The following is a 14365-nucleotide window of genomic DNA, read 5'->3' on the forward strand; positions in this document are numbered from 1 at the left end:
TTATTGTCACCTCTTACTGCAATTCTTTGATAGAGAATTCTTGAAGAAGCGAATCCATAGAAGAATCCTTAAAATATTTAGCAACAACTAGTTTAGTGGCATCAATACTAATACACTTACCATTTAATAATTTAAAATTCTGATCAACATATTCTTCTAAATCTTTAGTCGTAAAGCTTCTTTCATACAAAGTGAATCCACATTCTTTTTCAGAATTGAAGTACTCTATAAAGTTAGCTCTAAACTGCTTCTTAGTGACTTCTCTGAAATTTTCAAGTACAGAGAAATTGTTTGCAGAATAAGATTTTAGCACAAATAAGAAGTTAATGCGATATTGATGTACAAAGAGGGTATCCCTATCAAATAAACGGTCTTTAAAGTGGTAAGATTCTTTAGGCTCTTTATAAGATTTCAATAAAGGATTGTCGAAGTCATTCAAACCTTCTATATAACCATATATAAAAAAGTTGGGAGAAATATTATATCCTTCAGTTAGTTCGTCTCTATATCTAATTCGGGAAGTATAGTATTGCTTAGTATTATTAAATAGGTCAATATTAAATTGTATTACGTTTTTGGCATAGGTAAACTGTTTAAAGGTAGACATTTTGCCAGCTTCAGATTCTGACCTATAGTATTTCGAATCACCTATATAAAAAATATTACTATTATCAAGTAAAGATTTATATTCATATATATGATCTATTATTTTTCCATCATTGTTGTATTTTAAATCTTTCAATGAAGTTTCATCTACTTTCTTGTCTTCATTTATCTTATCTGAGAAAAGCTTATCTACCATATCTTCAAACACGATATTGTAGTTTCTTACTGAAATAAACTCTTCTTTTTTCTTCTTAATACTGCTTGTGTCAGTCTGGCTAAAGTATAATTCGCACAGCTGATACATTCTTTTTAGAGAATCTGAAAAATATCTATACTTAATAGATCTAATTTTAGACAACCCTACCTTTTGTAGTTTATTAAAAGCGCTTCCTTTGATAATTTTATAGCTTTTGTCAATAGCTAAATTCAAATGATGCTCTTCATTAAAATAGTTTAGAATGGAGAAGAAATAGCAAATCAACTCCTCTTCTACATTGTTAATTTTCTTCTTACTTCTGATATTAGCGTAAATCAAAGTATTATTAGAGCTAATAATTGGAAGAGAAGTCCTGATAGTTTTTTCCCATTTAGGCTTTTTCATTTGACTTGAAATAACCTCAATATGATGAAATAATATGGTAGCCTTATACTTTTTATAGTAATTGACAAAACTCAGCACTAAGTCAAGATATGTATATTCGTTTTCTCCAACATTAGAATTCAGTTCAAAAGTTTGACTCACTTCTGTAATAATATTTTCTGAGTATCTCCTTTTGAATTCAATTAAGCTTTTATAAAAGTAAATAAGAAGTTGTCTGACCCAATTGTACTCTCCTTTGTGTTTAAAAGATTCAACGATGTTTTTGCCAAAGAGATCTGAAGGATTAAATATGCCAAATACTTTATCTTCTTGAATAAAAACCTTTGGAAGCAGGTAAACTAACTCATTTCTTAAAAAGGAATGATAATAACCAACATATCTAATTATCCCATGGCTTCCTTGCTGAGAGTAAAATTTTGGATCATCAAATACTTTTTCTAACTCTGTTATCTCGTACTTTTCTCCTTCTACCAGTATTTTCATTTCTTACTCAACAATAGCAGGCTCTTTCTTAAGTTTCATTTCCACACCTAAACTTTCTAGAATTTTGATTAAACTTTCTACACCATTTTCCTTTATAGGAAAGAAGTCTTCATAAGAAAACTTATCAGGAAAAATACTTTCTTCTTCTTCCTTAAAAACATCATTCCACAAATAAAACATCGTTTTATTAATAAATTCTTCCAATCCAATTTGGGAGCTTTCAGATTTAATAAAGTAATTGCCAACGCATTTATCCATCCCGAGATTGGGGTTACTTTTGATTATTGCATTTACTGCTTCAATAAAGCTAATCCATTTAAAACTTGTACTATCATCAATATTTACCACATAGTTAAATGATTCATTTAAAGATTTATCTTCATTTAACTCTTTGTAATTGATTGGAATATACTCCCAATCCCATCTGCGCTTGAAAGCACTGTCCATAGGAAATAAGGATTGATCTGAGGTATTCATGGTGGCCAGCAAAATTAAATTATCCGGCAACCTCATTTTCCCATCCTTAATTCCAACATGGTTTGGGCCCAATTCTTTTTGAAGATATTCTGTCAACTCTCTTGAGGGAGTAATTTTGTAATTTGCGTTTCTGTCTAATAATTGGAATAACTCACCGAAAATTTCGGCACAATTTCCTCTGTTTATTTCCTCTATAACTAAATAGTATTTTTCGCCTAGGTCTTTCCAGGCACTTATGTAAATATTTGCAAATGTCTGTGGAACAAATTTATATTTTATTTCTTCTACTCCACTTCCAGAGTTCAGTTCAGTAATTGGCTTGTATCCTCCCACAAAAGAGGCATAGTCATATTCAGGATGAAATGTAATTCGTTCTTTTCTAACCTCTGGAACGTCCTTCAATACACTTTCAACTTTGTGAGATTTACCAGTACCGGGTGCCCCATAAAAGATAATGTTCTTATTAACGTTTTTAGATTGTTTTTTAAAATAATGACCTTGTGCCTCTTCTACAATAGTTTGGATTTGTAAGTCTTCCCATCCTAGAATTCTAATGGCTTCTAGGCAGCCTTCTTTTAATGATTTCATTAGATCAAAATAATTGTTACTTTTATCATGGACAGACAAAATATCCTTTAATAATATAATTATATTTATTTCTGGAGCTTTATGAAACAAAGACATGAAATTATTCCTCTTAGGATCGGAAATTTCAATTTCATAACAATCTCTCAAAAAAGAGTTAAATTGTCTAGATGCACGATAGAATAGACCTCTTGGAATTTGTTTGTTATGATTACCAATAAAAAAAGTAGATCCTTTTTGATATTCTATTTTGGTCAATGAAATTCTGCTGTCAACAGCTTGCTTTATATCTTTTGAAGAATTAAATTTTACACGTATTCTTTTAGTTTTTTCGTCAATTATACGAAGTTCGGGAGTAGAACCTTTTAAGATCGAAATAAATAAACTTTCTCTACTCTCTTCACTCAATTTTAACTCACAAAACATAGCCGCAGATAAATACCGCAAATATGCTTTCTCATCACAATCTGGCGGCAAAGGAAACTTATCAATTAGATAATTTAAAATACTATTTAAAGATAATGTTATACTTTTATATTGTTCGAATTGCTGAACAAGGGATATAGCGCAAATTGCTTCAAAAGCATTTGTTAATCGGTCATTATCTTCTTGTATTGACTTTGCCTTACTAATCAAATAACAAATATAACCAAAGTCTGACTGTATGGAATTATTCAATCTTAAATTATCAAATGCTATTGACGACCTTGCTCCCGTTAAGGGATACATAACACATCCAATATTATCTAACTCAACAGCTCTAGACGGATTATCTGAACCTGAAGTACCTAAAATTAAATTCAAATCATTTGTTTCATCATTTAATCTTTTTGAAAGAAAACCATCACACCATTCAACCCATTTTTTTAATAAAGTATCAGGATAACTATAAATCATTTCTTTAATATTATTACAAACTCATGTTTTATTTTGCCTCCATTATCATTTCTTGGAATGGAGGTCCGATGATCTTTGATAGCATACTTATAATAACCAATCCAGTTAAAACCTATCGCTTGAGCAATTTGAGCAATTAGTTTATGAGTAGGCACTTCAATATTTAAAATTATATTGTCTCCAATTATTATATGATACTCTCCCCCTTTTTTCAAAGCAGCTTTCACACAAGTCAAATTGCTATGCATATCATTAAAATATGACAAACAAGTTTTTGCTATATTCTCAAGCTCCTTTTTTGACTTTTTAGATTCTGCAGTTATGAGTTGGTCATAATAAGGCTGAAAAATTTCCATTACTTTTGAATTGATAGTATTATCTCTTCTTTTCTCGTGGCCAACCTGCTTTTTTCTTAAAATATCTATATCTGAGTTAACAAGAGTTCCTAACCAAGCACTTTCTATCTTTATTATCTGAGTGTAATCAAAAGCATTCAAATACGGTGGTGAAGTAATAGCTACATCAATTACTTCTTTTACTGTATTAAAATTCGTAGCGTCAGTTCCTAACCAATTAATATTTGTATTGGTGTTTTGTATTTGGTACTGTTTCACTGCCTTTAAATGTGCTTTAAAGCTATATTCAAAGGAATCTTGGACTGGTTTTATTTCTTTTTTGAACTTTGAAGAAATATATGGCTTAGTGGATTGCCTCTCCATCTTTGAAGAAGGTTTAATGCAATCAGCAAAGGCAACTTTAAAGAATTTAAGATATCTTTCACCTTCAATACTATGGTACAAGTATGACTTTAACCTAAGTAAATCTTGGAAAATATATTCATCAAACCAATACTCAATATTTTTTAAGTTTGGGTATAAACTATTATCTATGGGGTAGTTTCTCCAACCAGCTATCACATCATTGAAAATTATTTCTAATTCTTCTTGCTCTCTTTCATCAAATACCATGATGCTCACTTCTGCAATCAATCTTGCAAAAGGATCCATCTCTGTGCCATAAATATTACAGTTTTGAGCAATAGCCTCTACGGCTGTTGTTCCGGACCCCATAAAAGGATCTAGCACATTCAAAATTTGATTTTCTTGTTTTTTAGCGAATATGGTTGCTCTCGGAACTAAAAATATACTACGGGCTGGATATCTATTGTAAACTCTATTCCCTAATTCAACCAATTTTCTTGTGCTCGGAAAAGTTATAGTAGCATCCCATTCTAAAAGAGTAGGGTTATAACCTCCAAACGTATTATAATCTTCTATTTCCATTTCAAAATTATCAAACTCTCTCGTAAATACTTTTTATCCTTCTCTCTTATCTTCTTCATCTGTTGGGAGGAAGGCGTTAATGTTCTGTAAGATTCAATTCCAATAAGTTCATAACCAAGTTCCATTGCTTTCTGCGCCAACAAAACATCGGTGGCAATTGGTACCCCTCCATAAACAGAATTTCCAACTACTATACCTATAGTAGAACCCGAACCTAAATTAGGAATCATTTCAAATAAAACTTTCCCCATATCTGAAAAATATCCAATTAACATATTGGGTATTTTTTTATCCCATAGATCTAAGGTATCTAAGAATGGAGCAATCTCATCGTTAATCAATTTATGACTAAAATCTATATGTCTCCTTTCCCATTTATAGTGGACGTGGCTAGTAATAGAAGACTGTCTAAATTGTTTTTGATCAATTATTTCTTTGAAGAAACCGCCAAACCACAATTCAACTAAGTACACCTTACTATAATCGAAACAGTTTGCATAAGGAGGTGAAGTAATGACAATATCCGCTTTTTGTTCTAACGTATATGCGTCAAAAGAACTTTGATGCTTGATATGAGGTTTTACTTTAATTTCTGTGCTCTCTATATCAACAACAAATAAATTTAATTGCTTACCGATAAGATCAATTACTTGCTCAATTGTAAAATCATGATTCGGGTTCTTTCTCTTTTTTACACCATTACCATCTTTTCGATGTGTGGATATACTTTCCAAAATTGTCAGTAAAGCAACAGATAAAATATTTCTTATTTTATCTGCCTCAATGGTTACAATCCAATATTGGAATTTCAGTATCGCATCAAGAGTTCCTGTTGTAAAATAACTTATAACTGTTTCATTTTTAGGAGGTGTTGCCCTTTCCTCTAATTTACTTTGCAGTAGGGTTTCAAAAACAGAATTTAGTTCAGCTATATCCGCCTTTGTATATGTATCTGTTTTTACTCTTGCAACAAAATTGCTTAATGGGTTAATATCATTAGAGTAGGAAGGATAATTTAGCATTGAACTTTGGAGTACAGTGGTGCCTATACCTCCAAAGGGGTCGAAAATAACTTCATTTTCTGTTTTAGCAAATCGCTTTATAAACCCTTCTACAAATTGAGGTGAAAATCCTTCCTTATAAGTATACCACCTATGTCTAGGAGACTGCTTTGCTTTTTTAAAGTTTACAGGAGTATCAAATTGTTTACTATTAACTATTTTAACAGGATATATCTTCTCAAATGCTTCATAATTAGAAACAATGTTTTCAATTACTTCTTCATTCCTTTGACTTCCTCCTATTTGATCCTCCAAAGAAAACTCTGATGGTGATTCTTGAAATATGGGTTGCAAAACATCTTCCCGCGGATATACTTCTTTCATGATTTATTTTGCTGTAAGTACTTTAATTTTTCCTTAGCTATTTTTAAAGCCTTTTGCGCGTAATCCTCATCTTTCATCTCAAATGCTACTTTATCACTAAGCCAAGCCACTAAAAGTTTTTCTGTGTCTAAACCATAAAAGTTTGAGAATTTTAGAACCTGTTGTTTTGAGGGGTTTCTTATGCCATGCTCAAATTTACTCAATATGGCTTGGTCGATTTTCATTTCTACAGCAACTTGTCTCAGGTAGAGCCCTTTATCCTCTCTTGCCCTCCGTATAAGTTCGCTAAATGAGTCCATGAAACAGCCTATGATTTGACAATATTGGTCAAATATAAGGGTTTCTTTCTTCTTTCTTAAACTTCAACATCCAGCAGTATTCTACTGAGTTTGTCAAGGCGAACGTCTTTGGCTTTGGCATATTGAAGCTGCTAGATCAAAGAATCAAGCACAACGATGGTATTGGCACCTAGGCAGGACTAGCACCAAAACTCCCTCGAATACAAATATTCTTACTAGTTTATGTATTGCCTCTTTACAAATCCACACCATTTACAACCATCCTCACCGCATCCTAGTGAGAACTCAAAATTTTTGATGCTAGTGTGAACCTGCTGGATCAGATCCTTGACCACCTCCTCTCCCTCTGGAGTTACAACTACCTTCTCCTTTACAAATTTACCATCCTTGTCTGACTGCACAAAGTCAAAGAAGATGGAGCTAACTTGGTAAGAACTTCGCTTATCACAATCCAGCAGCACTTTGTAGAATACAGCCTGTCTCCAGTACTCCCCTCCATATAGCTCTTCCAACTTAGGAGCATCTGCATTTTTTGGAGTTCTAGGCGCAGTCAGCCTTGCTTTAGCTTTGGCGGGATCTCCAGTCTTATAATCCACTACATTGCACTGGCTCCCTATTGGCTCCAACATATCTATTTTTCCGTTCAGCGAGATGTCTCCAAACATCACATTGCGCAGGTTCTTTTCTGGCAGCATAGTAGCCTGCCATGAGCTGTGGTAATGGTCAAAATAAGCTTTCAGACATTCCTTGCCAAAGTCTAGTCGGCGCTCATACTGTTCTAAAGTGAAGTGCGCCCTTTGGCGTTTCATGCTGCGCTCGAAATCAGACAGCAGCAGAGCTTTGTCTGGCTGCGCTCCCTCTTCCTTTAGCCGTTCAAATTGGCGTTGCAAGGCATAGTGCACCGCAGTACCACAGCAGGCATGCTCGTTCTTGGTCGTAGGTACACGCAGCACGTTCTCATGATAGAAACTAACAGGGCAACGGAGATAATTATTGAGGTGCGCAGCATTGAGGCGGTAGATTTGCAATATATCATTTTTATAACCTTATCCAACAATGACACCTTCGGCCTTTCCTATTTTTAAGATCAATTTAATTTTTTATTAATTATATTATTTATAAAAGAATATTAGTATGTGTTATCTGAGCACTAACCATAAGTTCGGACTAACTTATCCAACGTTTTTTGCTAATTCACACCAATACTTCCAAATCAGCACCATTGCTAAAGTATCTAAGTGGCAATAGCGCAGCAAAGCATTCACAAGCTCTTCCTTTTCTTTAATTCTATTCTTATAATTTCCGTATAGCATATGCTGATAAGCGCGCATAGCTTCTGTACCTTCCTTAACAGTAACAACTTCACCATTGATTACTATAGCAGGTAGTAAGTCATAAGGGTTCACCACATCACCATTTTCATCTATCAAGAAAAGTGCGTGTTCTACCAACAATTCCTTTGTCCCATGCGCTCCCATAGATTGTAAAACAGCCGGAAGTGTCACTTTGATTGAAGTGCGGCCGCCCATAAGCGGGTGGAAATAATGAAGTTTAGCAATATCATGTAAATCTAGGATACGGCTGGTTCCAAAAAGGAAATTGTCAAGCCAAGCCTTTAGATCATTTGAAGCCCCAGCACGTTTGTCCATATAAGTTCTAATTGCTTTTAGCGTAGAGGCCTCAAAAGCTGACCAAACCAGTACTGTACCTTCATCCCCTATGCAAGCACGCAATGCTTCTACGAATTCAAAATTAGGACAGATGGTGTCTGTATTAATCCATTCTGTATGTGTAGGATTAGCACCCTGATACGCTATCGTATGGCAACTCCACTGAAAGCATACCTTCTCATACGTATGCATTCCTGCATGATAGGGTATAGCCATCTGTGAAGTCTCGAAATCTATAAAATGCAGTGGGTAAGCTATACCAGTTGTAGCATTTATAAAACCATCTTTATCAAAGACTTCTTCTTTCTGATATACCTGGTAATATGGCCGGTTATTATACTTTCCCTCAATAAGCTCTACAGGTATATCCGTTTGTAACACCTGCCCTTCTTTAATTAAAGCATCCATAGGTTTAGACTTGGCCCTATTGAAGTTACCTAATTGTGCCAACTCCAGAATATGTGGTTGTTTATTAGCAAATTCACCCCAGCACTGCTCATAACCGCTCTGCGGAAACTTTGCATTTTTAACCGTATAGTCACACTTACTACAGGCTACTGTAAGTGGTTCGATGATTCTTCTCCTTTCAAACAAAGACTTTTTAAACAAAACTGCCTTATTGAAAACGTCCTTTGTCATTTCCGGTGTTAAGTAATCATCTATACATACTTCAGTAAGGATGTGTCCTCTATGCAACCGGTCAATCTCTCCTGTAAAATTTACTGTAAGCTTTCTGAAGCCATCCTGCTCTACTGTCTCCTGCAACTCAAACCAAGAAGCCAAGCCCTCTATGTCTGTGGTTTTGCTTTTATCGGGCATCATTAACCAGGCTTCAATTTCAGCTACCGGGTAAAGCTCAGCTAGAACCAGCTTCTGAAAAGCTACATCATTGAAAACAGGCTCCCACTTGTCTTTCCAACCAGCTCTAAAATAGTTATCACCTTCGGCTTTTTTGGATGCATGTGTGGTACTGTCATAGGATTTAGACTTTACTTCTACTATTCTAAATCTATTCCCTTTCTTCTCCAGAATATCTATCCTAGCTAGTTTAGCACCAGCCTTAATTGTTGCTTCAAACAAAATGATGTTCTCATTTTCCAGTAAAGCCTTTGTAGCTTCAATAGCAGCCTCATGCCCACAGTCTGTATTTATAAGAATTCCATCAGGATATAAAAGTTGTGCCATCTTACCAACCATAAAACCACCATCAGCCAGCAGTCGAAGGTAATCGTTTTGACCATCAGATGTAGGCATCCCTAACTTCTTGTAATATAACTTTGAGGAGCATTCCTGAGCTACCAAAAAATCAGATTTAGTAAGTGTGCTTTGCATAAACAATTATTCACAGTTAGATCAATTAATAATTTTATAAAAAATAGGCTTCTTTTCACTGGTCGAGACTTGCTGGATGTGTTACAGCTTGAGAACATCTTTAATTTCAGTTGCTTTATCCAGGAGCATGGAGGCCAGTTGGCTAATATCCTCTCTGTCGGTCAGCAAACTCAACCAATGCTTGGGAATGGCCTCCATCCCATAATAGGCACCGGCCATTTGCCCGTATACCGCACCAGTGGTATCTGCATCATCACCTAAGTTGACAGCCATCAAACATCCTTCTTCAAACGTGTTGCTGTTATAAAAAGCCCACAAGGCAGCTTCTAGTGACTTCACTACATACCCGCTTCCCTGTATAAAAGGAGGGTTGCGGTGCTTGAACGAGCCTTTGGCCACCTCCTCTATTTCGGGAGAAAGTTCGTACTGTTGCCAGAACCCAGAGACGGGAGTATATAAAGGCTGCAACAGTTCCTCTTTACTGTGTCCCTGAAGTGCCCCAATCATTAAACCAGCCAGGTAGACACAGGCATCAACCGCTGTTTTTGCCCCGTGGGTGGTTCTGGAGCTGTCAGCGGCATATAGCAGCGCCTGTTCCGGAACCTGGTAATAGAAAAGAGGCACGGGAGCCAGGCGCATGATGGAGCCATTACCGGCTGTGTTGGCGTTGGTGGAACCACTGTATGGGTTCTGCGTCTGATCAAAGCGGCTAAGCGCCTGGTAGGTAGCATTGCCGATATCAAAACAGGTACCGGTGCTGCTCCTGTATCCTTCTCGGTACCAGCGCACATAGCGTTCCATTTGGTCTTTGGCATCAAACCCATTGCAGTGGAGGAGACTGTCGGCCAGGCACAGAGCCATGGAGGTATCATCTGTCCATTGCCCCGGCTCCAAATGAAATGGACCACCTCCCACCATATCCGTTAATGGTTCAAAATCGCCGGGCTGCGTAAACTCAAGAGTGGTACCCAGCGCATCACCTGCGGCAAGCCCCAACAAACTTCCTCTGAATCTTTCTAAGGGTGAAATCATGCTATTACTATAGTGGCATCTTATTGCTGATGGCAGTACTCCGAGCACTGCCTCCTTTAAAGATTATAGATAGTGGATATAGCATTTTTGCTGATGTCACCCACACTATCTTTAGGTCAATATTTGAAAAGACAACACAATACAAAATCCAGTCAACCTTTATCAAAGCATAAAGGATGACTGGATTTCTGTTTGAAGACCATAATTGTAAAAACAGGCTTAAAACAAACCGAAATCTTTCCCTCAAACACCTGTTGCTGGATTAGTGATAATCAAGAATCTACTTCATACTGCTTCAATATTCACATAGCCATTGTGCGCTATGATGTGATCAAGCAGTTTGCTGTAGCTGGAACTGGCCCTGAGCACATTTTCACACCCCACGATCACCACCTGTTTTTTGGCACGGGTCAAGGCAACATTCAATTTACGGTCCACCAGACCATCATCGGTCAGGGATTCCAGGAACTGCATCTGCTTGCCGTGGTTTACCGCCAAAGAGATAATGATCACATCCCGCTCACTTCCCTGGAAACGCTCCACCGTATCTATCTCCACCTGCTCCATGATTTTATCCTCCACATGCCCACTTCTTTTGATGGTAGCGATCTGGGACCGGTAAGGGGTCACCACGCCAACGCATTCCGGGCAGAAGTCAGGACCGTACACCTTATGGACCGCTTTGATGAAGCCACCCACCAACCCGGCTTCCACGGCACTCACCTTAGCCACTGACTCACGGGGAGCCGGTACAAAGATGATCCTGGCCTTCGCCATGGCTCGCTCATATTTATTCTCGGATTGAGGATTGAACGTAGAATGTTGGGCAAACTGATCTTCCCGGATAGGCTGCAATCTTCCCTGGTAATACTCATGGCTCACAAAGTCACAGATATCATGGTGCATGCGGCCTTGCTTGGTCAACATACCATACGCATCATTCCAGCCATTTTTCTGGCAAATGGCCAATAAACGGGAGAACAGGGAATTCTTGAGAGAGACCAGTTGTATCTCAGCCAGTTCAGGAGATTGCACTTTCGTGTATTTATCTGCTTGGGTAACTACAGCCGGTAGTTGTTTCTCATCACCGATCAAAATAAAGCGCTCAAACAATGGTAGTATGCCTACCAGGTGGGGCTCCAGCAACTGTGATGCTTCATCTACGATAACGGTAGTGAATTTCTTGATATTGGTGAGCTGGCCAAACCCCCCGAAGGATGCCTGGGTACAAACAAAGATTCGGGTTTTCTGCACTAGCTCATGCAATTCACCCACGGTCTTGTGCATGGCCAATTGGTGGAAGCAGTTAGGGGCTGACCCACTTCGGGACAAGCGCAGATGGGGTATTCCTGCCGCTGCCAGGTGCCGGCAGATCTCCTCCACGGCACTGTTGGTGAAGGCCATCACCATGATATTTTCCTCTGTGCTCTGGTACAGGTTATGCACCATGTTGCGCAACATCCGGGAGGTCTTGCCAGTACCGGGGGGGCCCTGCAACAGAAAATAGTCTTTGGCACTTAAGGCCTGTCCCACCAGGGTTCGCTGCTCCTCAGACAGGTCTCCGGTGACGGTAAAAGGCAATGGAGAAAAAGTAGGTGTCTTTTTCCCGAACAGAAGGTCTTTTTTGAGTTGTGGGGCCTGCAGGAAACAAGCCATGGACCTGGTCATGTCATCAAACCCTTTCTCCATAAGATCCCTCTCCAAAGCCCAGTAGGGATATTTCTTGAAATACCCCGTGTCCATGGTTTTGGAACGAAGCGCCACGACCACCCCTCGGTCCGTTATTTTCCTGATGTTACACTTAAGGATTTGGGTCTTGATCGCCGCCTGCTCATCGTCCTCGATCAGGGGATAAAGGATGGTGATGTCGCCTTCACGCAGGTTGCTCATCTTGTCAGAGAGCATCCCCCTGCTCAAATGCACTTCGCTGTTCTCCGTTAATTTGGAAAACTCCAGGTAGTCCAGGATGGAGAAGTTATTGCGTTTGTCGTTACGGGCAGCGCGCCAAAGGGCGGCAAAACCTGCCACTCCCTCCACCTCGTCACTCCCGATCTTAGCGGTCCTTTGCTCCCGCGCAATAAAGCCAATGAATTCCCGGAAGTACTTCAGCTCAAAGGTAGAGGCGTTCCTGAAGCCCTGCCAAAGGTTAGCCAGCGCTTCTTCATCAAACCTGGGTAGCGGGCCAAACGTGGCTGGATTTAATTTAGGCAAAACTTTCTCCGGATTCTCTGCCAGCATGAAATCATACAGTACCACGTGATTACGCACGGTCATGAGTTCCTGCTTCAACTGCACAGACTCTGAATGATTACGAAGGGGCTTGCCTTCATTGCTGCTGTTGGAATACAGAATCGCACTGTCCCCGGAACGGCCCGGGAAGGTGGATTCCAGCAGCATGTTATAACACTGTACCTGCGCCTTGTTATTACCCCACAGCCCTCCGTTATAATGGGTACCCGGTGCACTCCCGCTTTTTAATTCGACGATGTTCTTCCGGTTGGAGTCTTCCGGGTCCTGCGCCATCATATCCAGACGCCCATGCAACCCATATTTAGTGGAGAAGTAAGTAGGCTCTATCAATAAGCTGTGTTTTTTATAACCTTCCAGTACACTTTGTATCACCGTTACGTGGGGGGCTGCATCCAGGTGCATGCGCTCCAGTAACTCAGGTTTATGAACACCCACCTGCTGGGTCACGCACAACAACCCGAAAGCTTGATCATTCATAGGGTCATGCCGCACATCCAGCTGGTTCGCGCCAGGAGACAAAGCCAGTTTGTCCAGGATGCTATTGACCACGTTCCCCAACATCATCTTGTAGTTCGACTCCGACTGCTTGAACTTACCTAATAAGTAGATGCTCGGGTTCAACCCTTTCATGTCAAAGCATTCCGCCAGTTTGGAGGCTTCAATGAGGTAATCCGGCTCCACCACCATGATGGTCTGGGGCGTGGTACTGTATACGTTCTCGGACCCCTCATTCAGCTGGATATTATAGAATGCGACGTGAGCGTACTTCCACAGCTGCTTTCCCACCGAGGCAAACCCATTCCGCATCAGATCCTGTTCATCTTTGGGGTTGTACAGGTTCACAAGAATATTCTCCTCGTTCTCAGCATCCCCAAACAAGGTGGTACGATAAGGGGTGGCAGGGTCATGCTCAACCCGAAGAACCGTGAGTTGAAGCTCCTGAACGTGGGTATGATTCCGCTTCTTTGTCCGCTTGAAGGTAAGCTCAGGCCTGCCCCCGTAGACTGTTGCCAGTTCTGCCGGTTCGGGGGTGTTCCCGAAATGACTTACCGCCAACGCCAGGGCACGCATTCCGGCCAACACATCGTCCTCTGACGCATTTGAACCGGCATTATGCACAAGGTCATTGGCCCTGATGCGCAAGCCATGCACCTCTTCCCGCAGGTCAGGGGCCACATTGTATTTATCAAAAATGAAGTTTGACCGGCTGAATGTGTTTTGAAAGAATTGCTGTTCCTTACTGGTAAGCTCCTTGAATAAGGAGTCCAGCACCCCCCGTAGCTCTATCAGTTTCCCTTTAGCCGGTTGCTCGGACACCCCATGGATTGAGGCTAGCTTCTCATAATAAAATTGGGCTGAATCAGTAGAAAGTATGCTCATATACAAGAAATCACGGATTTAATATTTCATTAATTAGTTTATTAAGATATTGTAATATTGCATTTTTTCAATCCATAGACAAACC

Annotated in this window: 9 protein-coding genes; all 9 read right to left on the bottom strand. The window is 39.3% G+C overall.

From position 1 onward, the window contains the following. Positions 1 to 13 precede the first annotated feature (13 nt). The 9 genes from ACW9SV_RS01095 to ACW9SV_RS01135 all read right to left on the bottom strand — a co-directional run bounded on the left by ACW9SV_RS01095 (position 14) and on the right by ACW9SV_RS01135 (position 14280). Complete coding sequence (locus ACW9SV_RS01095; protein WP_479554887.1) at positions 14 to 1690, bottom strand: hypothetical protein; 1677 nt, start codon at positions 1688 to 1690, stop codon at positions 14 to 16. 3 nt (positions 1691 to 1693) lie between these two features. After that, positions 1694 to 3649 (bottom strand): McrB family protein, encoded by a 1956-nt coding sequence (locus ACW9SV_RS01100; protein ID WP_479554888.1) that lies wholly within the window; start codon positions 3647 to 3649, stop codon positions 1694 to 1696. Next, positions 3646 to 4932, bottom strand: coding sequence for a DNA methyltransferase (locus ACW9SV_RS01105; RefSeq protein WP_479554889.1), 1287 nt, complete (start codon positions 4930 to 4932; stop codon positions 3646 to 3648). Before ACW9SV_RS01105 ends, ACW9SV_RS01100 begins: the two co-directional genes overlap by 4 nt. Beyond that, a complete protein-coding gene (locus ACW9SV_RS01110; protein WP_479554890.1) occupies positions 4923 to 6317 on the bottom strand; it encodes a hypothetical protein in 1395 nt (464 codons plus the stop codon). Before ACW9SV_RS01110 ends, ACW9SV_RS01105 begins: the two co-directional genes overlap by 10 nt. Next, positions 6314 to 6616, bottom strand: a complete 303-nt coding sequence (locus ACW9SV_RS01115; protein WP_479554891.1) for a helix-turn-helix domain-containing protein — start codon at positions 6614 to 6616, stop codon at positions 6314 to 6316. The genes ACW9SV_RS01110 and ACW9SV_RS01115 overlap by 4 nt, the downstream gene beginning before the upstream one ends. A 215-nt stretch (positions 6617 to 6831) precedes the next feature. Beyond that, entirely contained in the window at positions 6832 to 7644 is an 813-nt protein-coding gene (locus tag ACW9SV_RS01120; RefSeq protein ID WP_479554892.1) for a PD-(D/E)XK nuclease family protein, read from the bottom strand. Positions 7645 to 7788: 144 nt separating this feature from the next. Continuing rightward, entirely contained in the window at positions 7789 to 9618 is a 1830-nt protein-coding gene (locus ACW9SV_RS01125; protein ID WP_479554893.1) for a DUF2779 domain-containing protein, read from the bottom strand. An 81-nt stretch (positions 9619 to 9699) separates the two neighbouring features. Next, complete coding sequence (locus ACW9SV_RS01130) at positions 9700 to 10650, bottom strand: ADP-ribosylglycohydrolase family protein (RefSeq protein ID WP_479554894.1); 951 nt, start codon at positions 10648 to 10650, stop codon at positions 9700 to 9702. Between the two features lie 285 nt (positions 10651 to 10935). Further along, positions 10936 to 14280 (bottom strand): AAA domain-containing protein, encoded by a 3345-nt coding sequence (locus ACW9SV_RS01135; RefSeq protein WP_479554895.1) that lies wholly within the window; start codon positions 14278 to 14280, stop codon positions 10936 to 10938. Between the last annotated feature and the right edge of the window lie 85 nt (positions 14281 to 14365).

The organism is Rufibacter sp. JT20002 (assembly GCF_056491185.1).

What these genes read in the sequence shown, in the direction of transcription:
- ACW9SV_RS01095 (WP_479554887.1), bottom strand. Translation starts at nt 1,690, where the DNA reads ATGAAAATACTGGTAGAAGGAGAAAAGTACGAGATAACAGAGTTAGAA.
- ACW9SV_RS01100 (WP_479554888.1), bottom strand. Translation starts at nt 3,649, where the DNA reads ATGATTTATAGTTATCCTGATACTTTATTAAAAAAATGGGTTGAATGG.
- ACW9SV_RS01105 (WP_479554889.1), bottom strand. Translation starts at nt 4,932, where the DNA reads ATGGAAATAGAAGATTATAATACGTTTGGAGGTTATAACCCTACTCTT.
- ACW9SV_RS01110 (WP_479554890.1), bottom strand. Translation starts at nt 6,317, where the DNA reads ATGAAAGAAGTATATCCGCGGGAAGATGTTTTGCAACCCATATTTCAA.
- ACW9SV_RS01115 (WP_479554891.1), bottom strand. Translation starts at nt 6,616, where the DNA reads ATGGACTCATTTAGCGAACTTATACGGAGGGCAAGAGAGGATAAAGGG.
- ACW9SV_RS01125 (WP_479554893.1), bottom strand. Translation starts at nt 9,618, where the DNA reads ATGCAAAGCACACTTACTAAATCTGATTTTTTGGTAGCTCAGGAATGC.
- ACW9SV_RS01130 (WP_479554894.1), bottom strand. Translation starts at nt 10,650, where the DNA reads ATGATTTCACCCTTAGAAAGATTCAGAGGAAGTTTGTTGGGGCTTGCC.
- ACW9SV_RS01135 (WP_479554895.1), bottom strand. Translation starts at nt 14,280, where the DNA reads ATGAGCATACTTTCTACTGATTCAGCCCAATTTTATTATGAGAAGCTA.